The sequence below is a fragment of the Acinetobacter sp. ACIN00229 genome (genome assembly GCF_016106645.1).
In the GTDB taxonomy this organism is placed as follows: Bacteria; Pseudomonadota; Gammaproteobacteria; order Pseudomonadales; family Moraxellaceae; genus Acinetobacter; species Acinetobacter oleivorans.
Window position 1 is genome coordinate 23,725 of the sequence record NZ_JADWOM010000003.1, and the last position, 19,204, is coordinate 42,928.

Genomic DNA, 19,204 nt, shown 5'->3' on the forward strand with positions numbered 1-19,204 from the left:
AAAAATAAGGAAGGTAGAAGTTTTTTATAATTTGTCATTTAAAAGATGAGTATAAATTTATACAACGACATGCTTTGTCGTTGTGTTCTTTTTAAACAGAGATAAAGTGATTAACAGATGATAAGCTAAATTTATTGTGTAATTTAGAGATGAATATGAAAAGAGATTGGGATGTTATTCGAGCAATTTTAATCGCAACTGAAGAAGATAGATTTGATGAATATCTAGAAAAAGCTGAAGACGAGACTCTTATTTTAGGTAACACAACTCTTTTAATTGAAGCTGGTTTCATCACTGGAAAAGTTCTACAAAGTCTTGATGGAATAGATGATGTTTTTGTGAATGATTTGACTTGGCAGGGGCATGAATTATTAGATGTAATTAGAAGCAAACCTGTCTGGGAAAAAATAAAAACGACAGCCTTAGAAAAAGGACTTGAACTTACTTTTGATGTGGTTAAAGCATTGGGAAGCAAAGCAATATCATTTGTATTGGGTGAATAGAGAATTAAAATGATGGTTCAAAAATGCAAGCAACCTAATGGTTGCTTGCATTTCGTTAGGTCACTATTTTTCTTCTGTTTTTCTCATTTGATTTTGATTAAGCGGTACATCTAAATTTCTTTCAGACAGTTCAAGGAGCTTTAAAGCATTTGATTGTTTCATAAAGAACTTTAGTATTTTCATACCTACAAAAATGATAGCAAACATCAAAAAATAATTGATACCAGCCCAAGTCAAAATATCTGTTAAGTTGTGAAGTGGTACCTTAACCATATAGAGCATGTAAAGCATAAACCCGTATGCAAATAGACCTGAAGCAAAGAAAAGACCTGCTCCAATTGTTTCTAATCGTTTGGCCTTTTTGGGATCAATGGGCTTAATAGGTTTAAGTTGATTTTTTTCGGAATCAAACTCGAATAATTTCCCACAGTTTTTATAAAGTCTTGCCGCAAACTCACAGTCTATCTTGCGCTTGAGGTATCGTAGTTTTCGTAAATCCTTTTCATTGAGATTGAGTTCTTTTTGAAGCGTTACAGCACTTAACCGATATAGGTAATCTTTTTTGTCCTCTTCTTCAACAAGAGGAGAGGTTAGTTGTTTCTTTAAATATTCTATTTTTCTACTTTTAAAATACTGATAAACATTGAAAATACTATAAAGAACTCCAGCGTTTTTAGCGTTGGAACCCATGAGAATTAAAATAAGAAATGCAATGAAACCAAGTAAAGCCGCGGTATCTGTCGATCCTAGAAGGTTATTAAACATATGTATTTCTCCTGGTCAGTTGTAGGTAAACTGTTATGGGAATACATTAAGAATTACTATAAATGTAAAGTTTTTGTCTGTTTTTTATTCAGTTTAAAATGTTTCTAACTGTAAAATTTTAAAAGGGCGAAAAGCAAATTTTAGCCAAGAGTGTTCTTTAGTGAAATTTGAAATGATATCTACTTATTTCTTTGCTCCTTCTAAATCAATCAAGGTCTGGATAAAGTCCCATGTTTTTTGTGGATTAATCATCTCTTTATCTGAGGTTGCGTCACTCATCATCCCTTCTAAAATAGAAATGAATAAGTGTGTAAAGCTTTCTGGTTCTTCCAAATTAAGTTGCTCAAACAATGCAAGAGTGTGTTGGCAGAACCAATCCCGATGCAAATTTAAGATTGGCTGTATTGATGGATAGTGTGGAAGGAGTTCTGTTCTTGCTTTTTGGAATAGATCACCCTTGAAGTTTATATTAAGAATTAAATCCATATACCAAAAATAGGTCGTTTCTAATCGACTCTGAGGAGATTTTCTATATTTGATTTGATCTAAAAGAGTCCGTTTCATTTCATCATGTAAAAACTAAAGGCATTCGACTATTAAATTCTCTTTAGAGCTAAAATATTTATAAACAGTCATTTTTGACACGCCCGACTCGGCAATAATCCTATCCATGCCTACAGCGGTGAAGCTTTCTTGATTAAATAGTCTGATTGCGGTGGAGCGTATCGCTTGTTCCTTGGGGTTCGACTTTTTCAAATATGTATGATCCCAGCATTTTGGTTGATTATCCTAATCAAGTAAATTTGATGAGGCAAGTTAGCCTTATAAAAAGTGATTATCTAGCTTCACCAACTCCCCATGTAACCCATAAATTAAGCTATATAACTCATACATTTTTTGTTTTGAATGAATTTTTTAAGTTCTAAAGGAGTTCTAATTTTTAAAACACATCTCATCATTTCTAACATATGCATTTTATTTTATAAATTATCGCCATATTGTCTCTTGATAGAATTCAACGTTATATTTTACAACTTATAGATTGTGTTGCCTAATCCATAATCTATGGCCAAACCTCTTTGAATTGAGGCAAGGGGTTGGTTCACCCATAGCTTATTCCCATTAGGCTATGGGTGAATTTACTATTCTGTTCTTTTCATCGGAATTTTTACTGAGCAGACGGTTCTGTATAAAAAACACTTCCACTTTATTTAGTTTTTGTTAAAATTAGTTTGATATAAGTCACAGATTATTTAAATATGTTGAACTATAACAAATTTAATAAAACAGTATTATTTATCTCCTTATCAGCTCTTGCTGGGTTAACTTCTGCTGCCGATCCTGATGACCCGATTCGACAGCGAATTCAGGCTGATCAGTCTACTCGTCAACAACAACGTGATACAGCGCTAGAAAAACAAATTCAGCCCAATGTGAATGTCAATCTGGGGCAAGAACAAAATAAAATTTCAGCTCAGCAATTACAATATTTACGCTCTAATAGTGAAACACCTTGTTTTGAAATTAAAAAAATACTTTTAGAAGGTGATTTAGCTCATCAATTCATATCAGATTTTAATGTGATTACGACTGGTAAGAACAATATTATTGGACGTTGCTTGGGTGTAAATGGTCTCAATCAGGCACTTGATCTTGTTCAAAACAAAATTATTGCAGATGGTTATGTCACAACACGAGTTTTGCTTCCTCAGCAAAATATCGCATCTGGCACGGTTCGCGTTCGTGTTATTCCGGGCCGAGTTGATCAGATTAAGTTTGCCGAAGGTACTTCAAAACGTGCTCATTTATGGAACGCCTTACCGATGAAGTCGGGTGAGCTTTTAAATATTCGTGATATGGAGCAAGGCTTAGAAAACTTTAAAAGAGTACCTACGGTTGAGGCTGATTTTAAAATCCAACCAGCAGAACAAAAAAGTGAGCCAGGCTATAGTGATGTGATTCTTGCATGGCAACAGGCTAAACCTTATCGCTTACATGTGGGAATTGATGATTCAGGTTCTGATGCTACTGGAAAATATCAAGGTACAGCGACTTTGTCACTTGATCATGTGTTGACTTTAAATGATTTGTTTTACGTTAGTTATAACCATGATTTAGGTGGTAGCGGCTCTGGTAAGCATGGTACAGATGGCTTTTATGCAAGTTATACCATTCCATTTGATTATTGGTTATTTTCAACCAGTTATAGCCGCTCTAACTATTTACAAACAGTCGCTGGAAGCAGTGAGACCTATCAATACAGCGGTAAAAGCGAACTCATTAATGCAGATTTATCCCGAATTATTTATCGTGATGCGCATCGTAAAACTGCCGTAGGTTTTGGTGGTTGGTACCGTGAATCACAAAACTATATCAATGATGTTGAAGTAGAAGTACAACGCCGAAAAACGGCGGGCTGGAAAGCCAGTCTCGATCATACCGAATATTTTTCTAATGCCACTTTAAGCGGTAATGTGACTTATAAGCGTGGTACAGGCTGGCTGAATGCAATGAGAGCACCAGAAGAAAGCTTTGGTGAAGCTTATACACATGTCGGAATTTTACAAGCCAATGCCAGTTTACAAGTTCCTTTTAAAGTAGGGCAACAGAACCTGCAATATCTTGCAGAATGGCGTACCCAGCACAGTAATAAACCTCTCACACCACAAGACCGCTTCTCGATTGGAAACCGTTATACCGTAAGAGGTTTTGACGGTGAGCAAACGTTGTTGGCAGATAATGGCTTTTTAGTTCGCAATGAGCTGAGTGGCTCAATCATGAATAAACCACATTCATGGTATGCCGGTATTGATTATGGAGAGGTGGGTGGAAAAACCGCGCATTATCCAAACCCTTTACCGGGTACCAGTTTATTAGGTGCAGTTGTTGGATTGCGTGGACAAATTGCTCCTCTGCATTTGAATTATGACGCTTTTGTCGGAGCACCTTTGAAAAAGCCAGATCACTTTGAAACGGATGATTACACGACTGGATTTAGCGTGAACTGGACCTATTAATTTAAGTTCAAAGGTCCTGAACGCAATCAATTGTATTAAAAAAAGATTTAGTGAGATTTTAAAATGAATAAGAACCGTTACCGTATTATTTTTAGTCATGCTCGCGGTATGTTTATTGCTGTTGCCGAGATTGTAAAAAGTAAAACTAAGCAAGCAGGGCAAAGTCAGGGAACAATGGAAACAGGTGCGGTGGAGTCTTCTGTTCCACCTATTCATTATAAAAAATTAAATCCACTTAACTTTGCAGTTATTGGTTGTTTAGGGGCATTGGTGATCAGCTTGCCAATGAGTAGTGTTGCAGGAACTCAAATCGTTGCAGACAAAGGTGCTCCGACATCACAGCAGCCAACTATTTTAAATAGTGCCAATGGAACAACTCAAGTCAATATTCAGACACCTAGTGCGGGTGGGGTTTCGCGGAATACCTATACGCAGTTTGATGTTGGGCAAGAAGGCGCGATTTTAAATAACTCGCGTAATAATACTCAAACCCAGATTGGTGGATGGGTACAAGGCAACCCTTGGCTTGCCACAGGTGAAGCCAAAGTTATTTTGAACGAGGTTAATAGCAGTAACCCAAGTCAGCTTAAAGGTTATATCGAAGTTGCCGGAAAACAAGCTCAAGTCGTGATCGCAAACCCTTCAGGTCTAATTTGTGATGGCTGTGGTGTGATTAACGCAGACCGTTTTACTTTAACAACTGGACAAGCGGTAATGAATCAAGGTTATCTTGAATCATTCCGTGTCCGTGAAGGGCAAGTTACGATTGAAGGTAAAGGCTTAAATGGAAGCTTAACACCCTATACCGATATTTATACACGTGCCTTAAAGGTCAATGCGGGGCTATATGCCAATGAACTTAACACGGTACTTGGACAAAATGATATTCAAGTCAAAGACCAAGTTACTCCTCAAATTACAGCAACTACAGGGCCTACTTCTACACCTCAGCCGAACTTTGCCTTAGATGTAGGCCAACTGGGTGGAATGTATGCTGGTAAAATCTTTCTAGTAGGAACAGAGCAAGGATTAGGTGTCCGTAATGCTGGCTCGATTAACAGTACTCAAAGCACCCTTACCCTGAATGCAAAAGGTGATCTGGTCAATAGTGGAAATTTGATTGCAAATAAAGATCAGGTGCAACTTAAAGCTCAAAACATTCAGAATACAGGTAATATCAGTAGCGCAACTTCACAAATTTCAGTTGAGAGCCAAAATTTAAATAACTCTGGTCTAATCAGTAGTGCCGATGAGTTACATCTCCAAAACCAGAATACGATTACCAACAGCGGTACGTTAAACGCTGCTCGAATAGCGATTAATTCTAAAAATCTAAAAAATAGTGGCTCTATCGAACAAACAGGCATACAAGGGCTTGATTTAAAGTCGGGTTCAATGACAAACCTTGGCGGTAAAATTGGAATTGCTAAGAGTAATACTGGTGGCGGTACGGGTAACACCGGAGGTAGCACGACAGTACCAACCGTTCCTGATGATCAGGCACTTGATGGTGGAAGTTTAGGTGTTGTAACTCCAGTAGATACAACTCCAAAAACTTACGATACTGGTTTTATCCATGTGTCAGGTGTGCTGAATAATGATCAAGGTGCAATTGTTGCCAATGGTGGTGTAGATTTAGACAGCCAAAATGGTTTAGATAACCAAGGTGGTCAGCTTAATTTAGGTGCTATCAATATTAAAGGAAATAGCTTTAATAATAACCAAGGTCAGCTTACCGTTAAAAGTGCCAGTATTCAAACCTCAAGTTTTACTAACCAACAAGGCCAGCTTGCGTCTAATAGCACGCTCAATATTCAAACTCAGTCTGCCAACAATAAAGGCGGAAAAATCCAGTCAATTGGACAGCTTGATTTAGCTGTAACTGGTGAGTTGAATAATGTTGATGGACAAATTGCTAGTGGAGCAACTGTCAACGTTAATGCAAGTGATTTGAAGAACCAGTCAGGTGTTGTGTATTCAGAAAACCAAGCTGTAAATATTAAAGCGAATAAAGCGATTGATAATACTGAGGGGCTCATTCAGGCTAAAACCAATTTAAATTTAGATAGCCAATCACTTAATAATACTGCTGGACAAATTGTTGCAAATCAAATTAATCAGAAACATGTGACGGTTAATAACAATCAAGGATCTATCGCAGCTCAGCAAAATTTAAACAGTATTGCTCAGCAGTTTGATAATACTCAAGGTCAGATTCAAGCGAAATCAATAAAGTTACAGCATGATCAACTTAAAAACACGGGGAGTGTTTATGCAGATCAAGATTTAACGATTTCCGGAAAAACGATCCAAAACTCTGGTTCTTTGGCGGCTGGAAAAAATGTCCAGATTACCAGTTCAGCATTAGAACATGTACAGGATGGTTTAATTGCCGCGGGCCTAGATCGTGAAGGCAAAGTTGGTGATGCTGGGGATCTTACGATCAGTGTTGATCAAGCAGGATTACATGGTCAAACATTCGCAGGTGGCAATATACAGGTGGATGCAACTGGGAAGATTGATGCAGCACAGGGACAATTACAATCGAAGTCGATTGCACTGAACGCCGGTATTGATATTTCAACTCAGGCTGCAACCGTAGTTGCTCAGGATCAAATTAAACTGACTAGCCAGAATTTGATTAATAATCAGCAAGGCCTATTGAGTAGTCAGGACCTCATCCTTACGGCAAAACAGCTAGATAATAGTCAAGGTAAAATCCAGCATACGGGCAATAATGAATTTGCTCTAAACTTTGTAAACGGTATAAATAATAAAGCTGGTGAAATTAGCAGTAATGCATCCTCAATTAACTTGAACACTTCTGCTCTAAATAATGAAGCTGGAAAGATTATCCATGCAGGGAATCAGCAACTGAATATCACTGCCGATCAATTGCAAGGAACACAAGGCCAGATTCTCAGTAATGGACAGCTATTATTGAAGGGTGGGCAAGTTGTATTAGATGGTGCAACCACTTCGGCGAATCAGATCAACTTGACTGCGAATAGTTTGAGCCATCAAAAAGGTCAAATGATTCAACGCGGAACATTAAAACCGCTTACACTCGCTGTGAAAGAACAGATCAATAATCAATCCGGACTTATTCAGAGTCCAACGGCACTTTATATTACTTCGGGCAGTCTGAACAATCAGGGCGGTCAGTTGAGCTCAGCACAAGGCCAGAATCTAAATTTACAAATACAAGGATTATTGGATAACAGCCAATCAGGCAAAATCTATGCAGGTCAAGATAGTATTATTCAGGCGGGTGCTGTTGATAATCGCTTAGATGGACTTATTTCTGCACAAAATGCATTAACCGTGACCAGTTTAGGCGTGATCAACAATCAATCTGGCAAGATCATTGCCAATAGTGATGTTGGGATTCAGTCAGAAGGACTGGATAATACCGGTGGGCAAATTGGTTCGGTACAAGGTGGGTTAACGCTAGATGCGGGTACAGGGAAACTCATCAATCAGTCGGGTTCTTTACAGTCAGCTCAAGATATCCAGATCAAGGCAAATCAGTTAAGTAACCAGTCGGGGTTGATCAATACACAAGGCGCGATTCAAGCACAAATCACTCAGGATATTGATAATAGTGCAGGTCAGATCGTTGCTAACAAGGCAGTTTTACTCAGCAGCCAAGGTTTAAATAACAATGCAGGTCTGATAGGCAGTGTTGAAGATATTGTCAACATTGATGCGGGTTCTGGTGTGTTGAGTAACCAGCAAGGTCATATTCAATCTGTCAAAGATTTAACATTAAAAGCGCAAGGGATTGATAATCAGCAAGGTGTCATTGCTACTCAAGCAAAATTGGATATGCAGCAGCAATGGCTGAATAATACCAAAGGCCAAATTATTTCTGGAACAACCTTAAGCTTTGTTGGAGAGGACTTTAATAATCAGGGCGGCTTACTGCAAAGTGGTGCTGATCTTAACTTCAAGCTCAGTGGCCTACTCGATAATAGTCAGTCAGGACAATTGGCAAGCGGTGGTAACACGGTCATTCAAGCAGGTTCGGTCAAGAATAGTGGGCAAGGTAAAATTAGTGCTCAAGGCGTATTGAATATTGATGCTGTGCAAGCGATTGACAACCAATCGGGAGCTATGGTTGCCAATCAAGATATTACGCTAAAAAGCCAAGGTTTAAATAATAGCCAAGGTCAAATTGGAAGTAAAAATGGTTCATTGACGATTGATGCAGGTCAAGGTCAGCTCTCTAACCAAGCGGGTTCTTTGCAGGCTGGAACTGAACTTCGTCTACAAGCAGCAGGAATTAATAATGATTCTGGTATTATCGGTTCTTTAGGCAATAGCCATATTTTAAGTTCAGGGGATATTCGTAACAACGCTGGACAGATTGCGACGAATGCGACTTTGCAAGTCAGTGGACAAAACTTAATCAATCAGGCTGGAATCATTCAGTCGGGCAATGGTTCAGCATTGGATCTGGTGCTCAATGGTACCCTAGATAATAGTCAAGCAGGTCAGTTGCTGAGTGGCGCTGGTTTGAACCTACAAGTGAATGCTTTAGATAACAGTCAGCATGGGAAAATCAGTGCACAGGATGCACTCAATATCATGAGTGCTGGACTGATTAATAACCAAACAGGCACTATAGTTGCCAATCAAGATGTCACTTTAAACAGTCAGGGATTAAATAATAATCAAGGACAGATTGGTAGCATTCAAGGTGGTTTAACTGTTGATACCGGAAATCAGGCCTTAAGCAACAAAGCGGGTACATTACAGGCAAAAACTGATTTAACAGCAAAAGCATTATCGATTGATAGCACTGAAGGACAAATCATTTCTCAAGCGGAAATTGATTTGCAGAGCCAGAAAGAAATCAATAACCAGCAAGGGACAATCTCTGCTGATCAAGGCGTTCAGGTTAAAGCCCAAGGCCTTAATAATAATTTAGGTCAGATCAGCAGTGCACAAGGTAATATTACTCTGAATGCAGGCCAAGGCCTGTTGAATAATCAAACCGGGAAGGTGATTGCCGGACGTGCTTTGCAACTCAACGCAAATCAAGTTGATAATAGCCAGCAAGGGCAACTAAATAGTCAAACCACTTTAGATATTCAAGCAATAAAAGATATTAATAATCAAAGTGGTATTATTGCTGCAAACCAGAAAGTTAGTTTGAATAGCCAAGGGCTCAATAACAATAAAGGTCAAATTGTCAGCCTTAATGATGCATTGACTGTGAATAGTAGCGCGGGTGCCTTAGATAATCAGTCTGGTGTTTTACAAGCGAAAAGCAATATCCAGATTGATGCTGAACAGGTCAATAGCCAATCCGGTTTAATCAGTTCAGAAGATAGAATTGATCTACAAGCTCATCAGCTTGTAGATAATAGCGCTGGACAGATTATTGCCAATAATGCAGTACAGATACAAAGTCTAGGACTTAATAATAACCAAGGTCAAATCGCTAGTGTGAATGATGTACTGAGCATTAATAGTGGTTCAGGAACACTCGAAAATCAGGCAGGTTTGTTACAGGCACAGGGAGATATTCAATTAGGGGCTGATCGCTTATTGAATCAATCTGGATTGATCAATACACAAGGCAATCTATCGGCACAGATCAATCAGGATATTGATAACAATGCGGGTCAGATTGTTGCCAATCAGGCTGTACAGCTAAATAGTCAGGGTTTAAATAATAATTCCGGTCAAATTGGCAGTGTTACGGGCCCTGTTACGATAGAGGCTGGTTCTGGTGATCTGAGTAATCAATCCGGCAAAATCATTTCCACACAAGATTTAACGTTAAGTGCTCAACATGTAGATAATCAGTCAGGACTAATTTCCGCCCAACAACTGGTATTAAATACTCAAGGTTTAAACAACCTGAAAGGCCAGATTATCTCAGGTACAGCCTTAACATTCGTTGGACAAGACTTGAATAATCAAGGCGGTTTATTACAAACGAATAGTGATCTCAATCTTAATTTAAGTGGTGTGTTGGATAACAGCCTAGGTGGACAGCTGTATAGTGGTGGCTCTACCACGGTTCAAGCCGCTTCTGTAGACAATAGTTCGCAAGGTCAAATAAGTACTCAAGGCGACTTAAATCTTACAACAGCTCAAGGGATTAATAATGCTGGTGGGATTATCGTCTCATCTCAGCAAATGCAGTTAAAGAGTCAAGGTCTTAACAATGATGGTGGTCAAATTGGAACAGAGCAAGGCGATCTACTAATTGAGACGGGTGATTTGGCTTTAAATAATGGTACAGGTGCGATCCAGTCTGGGAAAACACTCAGCCTTGATGTTAAGGGGCTCACCAATAGTGGAGTGATCAGTGCTTTAGAGCAGTTGACTGTAAATAGTCAAGGTGATGTTAATAACAATCAAGGGCAAATTTTATCAAACAAACAGCTTCAGTTGACTGGCCAGAATTTGAGTAATCAGACAGGGATTATTCAAAGTGGTGAACAATCGAATCTGATTTTAGATATCAATGGTATTTTGAATAATCAAGCCGGACAAATTCACGGCGGAGCAAACACCCAAATTGATGCCAGCTCAATCAATAACAGTCAGCAAGGGCAAATTAGTGCACAGGATGCACTCAATATCATGAGTGCTGGACTGATTAATAACCAAGCAGGTACTATAGTTGCCAATCAAATTGTCACTTTAAATAGCCAAGGTTTAAATAATAATCAAGGGCAGATTGGCAGTGTTGAGGGCGGACTCGCTATTGATACTGGAAATCAAGACTTCAGCAACCAGGCAGGTACATTGCAGGCAAAAACTGATATCGCGGTTAAAGCATTATCAGTAGATAACAGCGCGGGACAAATCAATGCTCAAGGTGGTATTGATTTAATCAGTCAACAAAATATCAATAATACACAAGGTTCAATTGTTGGTGATCAAAGTATCAATATCAACAGTCAAGGTTTGAATAACAACCAAGGTCAGATTGGTACACAAGGGGATTTAACAGTTCAGGCTGGTACTCAGGTCTTGCAGAATCAGACAGGTTTACTGCAAGCTGGACAGAACCTTAACATCAGTGCAGCAGCAATTGATAACTCATTATCTGGTAAGATCAATGCACAAGGCAGTGTAGCCTTACAAAGTACAGGGCTTATCAATAATACAACGGGAATTATTGCAGCCAATCAGGATGTGACGTTAACGGCTCAGGGCTTAAATAATACCCAAGGTCAAATTGGCAGTGTGGCAGGTAGCTTGAATCTAGATAGTGGTGATCAGATTCTCAATAACCAGTCGGGCTCATTGCTTTCAAACAATCAAATCAGTATCCATGCGACAGGTCTAAATAATAGTCAAGGCCAGATTGTTGCCCAGCAAATTCTGGATATTGATGCCGAGTTGCAAGCGATCAACAACCAAAACGGTTTAATGAGTTCAGATACAGTTAATGTTACTTCTGGCGCATTTAATAACGATCAGGGTCTGGTTCAGGCTAAAACTTCACTGGTACTTGATACCAATGGGCAGAATCTAGTAAATACCAATAGTGGTACACAAGGTGGTTTACTCAGCCAAGGTAATCTCACTTTAAAGAATCTCGGAACACTGGATAACACCAAAGGGTATGTGGCCAGTGGCCAAAACTTAAGTTTAAGTGCTCATCAGGTAGAAAACGGTGGTGGTACTTTACTGGCTGCTCAAAACTTAAAATTACAGGGAACTGGTCAAAATCAGTTACTGAACAATCAGTCGGGCCAGATCCTTTCCATGGGAGATATGCAACTCTCAATAGAACATATTAATAACCAGGGTAAACTGACGCCTACCGATGCTGATAGCCATATCATGGCAGCCGGTCAGCTCGATATTCAAACCCAGCAGTTGGATAACCAGAATACTAAAGCGCTCACAGATACCGATACCTCGGTTCAGGGCATTGATGCTGGAAATCTAAATCTAGAGGCTTCGATTGTAAATAACCAGTCGGGTACGATTCGAAGCAGTGAAAACAGCCAGTTGAATATTAGTCAACAATTGAATAACCAAGCGGGTGAAATCAGTACAGTAAAGCAAATTGGTATTCAAGGTGATCAACTTGTAATCAATAACCTGAATGGGCAATTGCTGGCGGGTGAAAACCTCAATATAAATGTAAAATCTTTGAGTGGTGATGGCCGAGTTTTAAGTTTAGGCGATGCGAATATCATCCTAAAAGATAACTTTAAGCAGACGCAACCGGGACAATTGCAAGCGAATAACAACCTTAGTTTAAGTACGGTGGGTGCTATTCAAAATGACGGTACGATCAATGCTGGGAATACTTTAAAACTAAATGCTTCAAATGTTAATAATAGCAGTAACGCCAAAATAGAAAGTCATGATACTCAAGTAACTGCACAAAACCAGATCAACAATACGGGTTTGATCAATGGTGATTTGACCACTTTAACTGCGGATACCTTAAATAACCAGGGTACTGGTCGTATTTATGGAACGGACCTCGCCATTAGCGCGAACACCTTAAATAATTTACCGGATGTCAATGGAGCAGCTCCTGTGATTGCCTCACGAGGGGACATGAACCTTGGCGTACAAACGCTAAATAATCTGGCTAACACAACAGATTATGCGAGTCAGGCATTAATCTTTAGTGCCGGGAATTTATATTTAGGTGGCGCTTTAGATACGAACCGTAAAGCGACAGGTCAAGCGACTGTGATCAATAATGAAAGTGCAACCATTGAGTCACTGGGGGATATGCGTTTATCTGCCAAACAGATCAATAACATCAATAAGCATTTTATAACGGATGATAACGTAGAAGTATCGCGTGTAGATGGTCTGGAAAAATTCTGTAATGCATGGTGCACCTTTGATGGTCAGTATGACGGTGGTAACTGGTATGAAGACTGGATGCGATACACCTATAGTGAAATTACTTATGAAACCAGAACAGTTGAGTCTGCACCGGGGCAAATCAAGGCAGGTGGCAATCTGGATTTAAGTGGTGCACAGGTATTGAATGACAAGAGTCAAATTCTGGCTGGCGGTGAGCTTAAAAATGTGGGTGGTACCATTGATTCAGGAAATAGCCTGGATGGGATCAGAAAGGTTGTAGATCAAGGGACAGTGTATAAACATTGGGAATATGAGGGTGACTGGGAAGGGCCTTTTGAAGTATCTACAGAAAGCACCTTTGACTTACAAATTAGTCAGGCCTTGGGTAATCAAAACTTTAGCCAGAATCCTATTTCAATTACAGCAGTTGCCAATAACCAGAGTGGGGAGCAAGTTCAGGCAGGTCAAACTCAGGCAGGTCATCTCAATGATTTAAAAGTCAGCGATGCTTCGACACAGGTTGGACCGGTACAAAATGCGCAAGGACAGCAGCTTAATGTTGCTGATACGGGTACTACCTCTCAGCAAATCAGTATTGAGCATGGTCAACAAAACCTATCAACACAAGAGATGAAAGAGCTCAATGTTGATGTTGATGGATCCGGATTAGATGTATCACAAGCAGGGCAAGCCAGTGGACAAAACTTAGCTTCTATTCAGCCGGATACGATTCAGTCCGATGTTCAGGTTGGTGATGTAAACCAAAATACAAATATTATTGGTGGCAAAGACAACACGACACAGGTCTCTGTTCTGGATCAGCTACAAGGTCAAACAGCATCTCAAGTATCAGGTGTAACAACGACTGATCAAACGACTGTACCAGATCAGGCAGGTACAGGCGAGCAATTTGAAATCCGCACGGTAAATACGAATAACGTTAAAGTTGCCAACAATGCGTTATATCGAACAGGAGTAGATAGCAAGGCCGGTTATTTAGTTGAAACTGATCCGAGCTTTACCAATTACAACCAATGGTTGTCTTCAGACTATATGCTCAGTGCTTTAGGACTTGACCCTGCACTACAACAAAAACGTCTAGGCGATGGTTTTTATGAGCAGCGTATGGTGCAAGACCAGATTGCTCATTTAACGGGTTATCGTTTCTTGGAAGGCTATGCTTCCGATGATGAACAATATAAAGCCTTGATGAATAATGGGGTGACTTTTGCCAAGCAATATGATTTACGCCCAGGCATTGCTTTAACTGCTGCACAAATTGCGCAATTGACCAGTGATATTGTCTGGTTGGTTGAAAAAGATGTGACATTACAGGATGGAACGAAAACTAAAGCACTGGTTCCGCAAGTCTATGTTAAAGCTCGTGTGGGTGATTTAAAGGGTGATGGTACTTTACTGACAGGTAATAGCGTTAACTTCAAGTTAAATGGTGATTTACTCAATGGTTCAACCATTGCTGGACGAGAAGCTGTTCAAATTACCGCAGATAATATTAATAACCTGAAGGGGCGCATTCAGGGGAATACGGTTGATATCACTGCTCAAAAAGACCTTAATAATATTGGTGGTCAAATCAGTGCCAAAGATGCAATGGCTGTTAAAGTTGGTGGCAACCTCAAGATTGAGACGACAACCAGAACATCAACCAGTCAGGTAGGTGATTTTAGTGCAAGCACAACCGCTGTAGACCGAATTGCAGGGCTTTATGTTGGTCAGGGCAATACAGTTCAACCAACAAAAGCAAGCTTACTGGTTGATGTTGCCGGAAATACGGTTCTTAAAGCTGCTGAGCTGAATAATAGCAATGGCGCCACGGTGATCAATACGGTAGGTAATGTTGACATTGGCACAGTACAAACGGGGTATAAACTGAGTACTTACCGTGATGTGCAGAATCAAACGACCAGTCAGAAAGCCCAAGATGTTGGTAGTCAGCTGAATAGCAATGGCTCATTATTGTTAAATGGGCAAAATATTAAAGTACAAGGTTCGGGTTTAAATAGCGTACAGGGTACCACTCAACTTTCTGCAGTTAATCAGTTAGATATTGAAGAAGGTCGTAAGACCAGCCAGTTTGATCGACAGTGGTATGAGAAGCATAAAGGAACTTTAGGCAGTAAGACCGATACTGGTCTTACTCATGATCAAGCTAGTGAAGCAATAGCAAGTACGATTAGTGGTAAAAAAGTTCTACTCGATGCGAATAATATCAATATCCGTGGTAGCCAGGTGGTGTCGAATGAGTTAACCCAGATTCAAGCCAAAGAAAATATCAACATTACTGCTGCACAAAATCAGTATTCCAATCAACAAGAGCAGACGGTTAAGAAATCTGGATTTAAAGCGAGTCTTTCTGATGGCGTGGCAAGTGTAGGTTATGGAAAATCGAGCTTAAATACAAAAGAGGACGGAAAATCTACAACGCTCACCCAAAGTGTGATTCGAAGTCATTCGGGTGATATAACCATTATTGCTGGTAAAGATCTGACCACTGAAGCAGCTATTTTAGATGCAGGAAAAGACCTCAATCTAAAAGGTGCAAATGTTAATTTAAATGCAGCATATGCAACCGATGAGCAACATTCAGAAGTTCATAGCAAACAATCTGGCGTTTCGTTTGGTGTGACCTATTCTCCAGCGATGGCTGCCGCATCTGCTTACAAAAACAGTATGAACAATGGTCAATTCTCTGATAGTGCTGTTGGTCAGGTGATGGCGCAAGGTGAAGCAGCTCGCAAGGCTTCTATGGCCGCGATGACACCAGTAACCATTCAAGCAGGTAGCAATAAAACAAATCAGGTCAGTAATACATCCAGCACTCAAGCTGTAGTCACTCAAGCTACCGCTAAAGGCAATTTAAATATTATTGCAACAGAAGGAAGTATTAATAGCCAAGGTGCAGAGCTTTCTGCCGAAGGCGATGCATTATTGCATGCTAAGGAAAATATTAATCTGGGTATTGCCGAGAGTCATTCAGAGCAAACTGCTGACCTTAAACAAAGTGGTTTTAGTATTGATAACCGTGATTGGGCTGCACCTGCTGGAACATTCAAAAACAAAAACCAAGGTGATGGTCGTAGTACACAAACTACAGGAACTCAGCTCTCGGTGGGTGGAAAAACAACGCTACAAACTGGGCAAGGCGATATTAATATTATCGGTAGTTCAGTTGCCTCAAAAGGTGATGTGAACCTTAATGCTGCTCGTGATATCAATATCAAATCAAGCCAGAACAGCCAAAGCCAAAGTGAGCAGAGTTCAAACAAAGGTATTGGTAGTGCGCAGATTTCGGATACTGAGCAGTTCTATGGCTATATGAATGGTCAGAGCCAAAGCAATAGTCATGGCATTGAACAGCAACGCAGTCAAGTGGGCAGTTTAGAAGGCAATGTCAATATTCAGGCAGGCCGTCAATATACTCAACAAGTCGCTGATGTTGTTGCTGCGAAAGATTTAAATATTAAGGCGCAAGACATTCAGGTTTTAGAAGGCCATGACACAGGTAGCTCATCTGAAAATAGCAAAGACCTAAAAATTGGACAATTCAGTCGTGTGAGTTCACCACTGATTGATTTATTAAATGCAGCAGATAAAGCGAAAAACAGTAAAGCAGATGACCGTACCCAAGCATTACAAGCTGTTGCAGCAGGTGCTCAGGGTTACCAAACCTATAGTGATATAAAAGGTGGTGCACTATTTAAAGCTGAATCTGGTATTGGCTTTAGCACCAGCAAAAATCAGCAAAATAGCAGCTATGCCACTTCGCAACAAAACAACTTAAAAGCTGGCGGCAATGTCAACTTAACCAGTACTAATGGTGATATTCATCTTCAAAATACGCAGGTCAAAGCAGAAGATAAAATTAATCTAGATTCTTCAAAAAATATTATTCTGGAATCTGGTCAAAGCCAAGATAAAGCCGATGGTAAAAACAGTAATGCAGGCTTAAGTGTTGGTGTTGGTGTTTCTGTCGGTGCGCAAACAGGTGCTTACATTTATGGTGAGGCTGGTTTTGGTAAAGGCAGCAATCATTTAGACAGTAATACACATAGCCAAACGACTTTGGATGCAAAAAATATTAGCTTAACCAGTAAAGGTGACACCACACTACGTGGAGCACAGGCAAAAGCAGATCGTATTGATGCAAATGTAGGCGGTCAGCTCAAAGTTGAAAGTTTACAAGACACTGTTGAGCAAAATACCAAACAAACTGGAGCGGGTGGTCGCTTGCAAGCTTCGTTTGGTACAGCTTGGCAGGCATCTGGTAACTTTAGTAGTAGCAAAGCTTCGGGTGATTCCAATAGCGTTAATCAGCAATCTGGCTTATTTGCTGGAGACAGTGGTTACCATGTGAAAGCAGATAGTGTTGACCTAAAAGGTGGTGCAATTGTTTCGACTGCAACTAAAGATAAAAATGACCTGACTACGAACCGTTTAACTTTTAGCAATATCGAGAACCAAAGCCAATACGATGCGACTACAGTTAGCCTATCTGGTGGTACAAGTTTAGGCAAAGGTAAAACTGGAGATAGCAAAGCACCTACACCAACCAATAATGACAACTGGCGTAATGCAACCAGCTTTAGTCCAAGCTTACCGCAACATGAGTCTGACAAAGACAGCAGTACGACTTATGCTACTTTAAGTGAAGGGAATATTAAAGTTGGTGGCAAGTCGACTACGGTTGAGCAACTCGGTATTCATAGTGATGCCTCGACAGCCAACAGAGCGGTTGAGACTTTACCAAACTTACAAACTATTTTAGATAAGCAAAAAACGGTAGCAGATGCAACGTCAACAATTGCGGCAGCGACAAGAACGTATAGTCAGAATCAGCAACAACAAGCGGAAAAAGCAAAAGATACTGAAAAGCAAAATGTACTTAATCAACTAGGGCTAGATAGTGATGCGCTGAAGTATTACCAAAGCCTTGATTCAGCGAAGCAAGAGGAATATCTACGTCAATATTCACCTGACTATGCAAAAGCGAGTGATATGAATCAAGCTTGGGGTATGGGCGGAGACAAGAGTCGAGCCTTGAATGCAGTTACGATGGCAGTCACAGGCGCACTTGGTGGTCAAACAGACGTTCAAGTCGTAGCTAATACACTTGCCCCTTATGCAGCTAATGTAATTGGTGAGAAGTTTGGACATGGAGAAGATAAGAATAAGGCTGCACAATTGGCTTCTCATGCGATATTGGGTGCAACTTTAGCTTATTTAAATGGAGGCAATCCAGCAGCAGGCGGTAGTGCAGCGGTTGCGAGTGAAGCAGCAGCAGATTATTTGGTGAATCAATATAAAGATGACCCAGCTTATAAGAATGGAAAAGGAGAATTTGAACCGAATTTACTGCCTGAAAATGTGAAATCAAGTATTCGAGACTTAACCGCAGCGATTGGAGCTGTTGTTGGTGGTACGGTAGGAGATTCGGCATCGAATGCACAGTTGGCTGGTGTGATTGGGCAGAATGCGATTGAGAATAATGAAATGGGTTTTCCAGCAATTGTCAATTCCGATTGGGCTAGTGGAGCAGAATCTCTCGCAAAATTCGCTAAAGATAAGAATTTAAGCCAGAAAGAAACTCAGAAATTATTATCTGAATATACAAAGGGGAAAGTACCTGCAGGATATGATCCTGTAAAATACTATATTTACCTTTCAATGGGGATGCCTGCTGTAGCATTTGCTCCTGAATCTATTGGAATTGCATCATTAGGAGGCGGGGTAATTGGGGCTGGTTCCGATGTCATAGTACAATCTGCCAATAATAATCCTTATGATTGGAGAAATACAGCTATTGCTTTTGGTGTTGGAGCTATAACACAAGGTAAAGGTCTAGGGTTTAATATCGGTGCTAATGTTTATTCAGAAGGAGCTAAAGCATATTTGAATAATGAAAGTATGGAGAGTGCAGGGGTCAAAGCGACAGCAACCACTATAGTAAGTACGGCAATGGAAAAGGTGATTAATAAAAAATTCCCTACGAATAATTCTGTTGTAAAAGAAGTTCTAACACCAGCTTTCAGTTCAACTGCTGTAGGGGTTGCATCTGATAAGTTAGATGAAAAAATGAAGGAGAAAAAATGA

General features: G+C 40.0%; 6 protein-coding genes. 3 read left to right on the forward strand and 3 right to left on the reverse strand.

Annotated elements, in window-relative coordinates:
- The first annotated feature begins 155 nt into the window (after positions 1 to 155).
- Positions 156 to 503 carry a DUF2513 domain-containing protein gene (locus I7H67_RS03055; protein ID WP_174731916.1) on the forward strand — a complete coding sequence of 116 codons (348 nt, stop codon included), beginning with the start codon at positions 156 to 158 and terminating at the stop codon, positions 501 to 503.
- Between the two features lie 63 nt (positions 504 to 566).
- On the opposite strand, the gene I7H67_RS03060 is transcribed toward I7H67_RS03055, so the two are convergent.
- The 3 genes from I7H67_RS03060 to I7H67_RS19835 form a co-directional block, all read right to left on the reverse strand.
- Positions 567 to 1,268, reverse strand: a complete 702-nt coding sequence (locus tag I7H67_RS03060) for a hypothetical protein (RefSeq protein WP_198307041.1) — start codon at positions 1,266 to 1,268, stop codon at positions 567 to 569.
- Between the two features lie 183 nt (positions 1,269 to 1,451).
- Entirely contained in the window at positions 1,452 to 1,832 is a 381-nt protein-coding gene (locus tag I7H67_RS03065; protein WP_198307042.1) for a hypothetical protein, read from the reverse strand.
- A gap of 15 nt (positions 1,833 to 1,847) precedes the next feature.
- The gene (locus tag I7H67_RS19835; protein WP_198307043.1) at positions 1,848 to 2,024 is read right to left on the reverse strand and encodes a TetR/AcrR family transcriptional regulator; all 177 of its coding nucleotides are present in this window, start codon (positions 2,022 to 2,024) and stop codon (positions 1,848 to 1,850) included.
- A gap of 503 nt (positions 2,025 to 2,527) precedes the next feature.
- Here I7H67_RS19835 and I7H67_RS03075 point away from each other — a divergent pair.
- Positions 2,528 to 4,285: a ShlB/FhaC/HecB family hemolysin secretion/activation protein gene (locus I7H67_RS03075; RefSeq protein ID WP_198307044.1), complete on the forward strand. Its 1,758-nt coding sequence runs from the start codon at positions 2,528 to 2,530 to the stop codon at positions 4,283 to 4,285.
- A gap of 63 nt (positions 4,286 to 4,348) precedes the next feature.
- Positions 4,349 to 19,204 (forward strand): hemagglutinin repeat-containing protein, encoded by a 14,856-nt coding sequence (locus I7H67_RS03080; RefSeq protein WP_413784432.1) that lies wholly within the window; start codon positions 4,349 to 4,351, stop codon positions 19,202 to 19,204.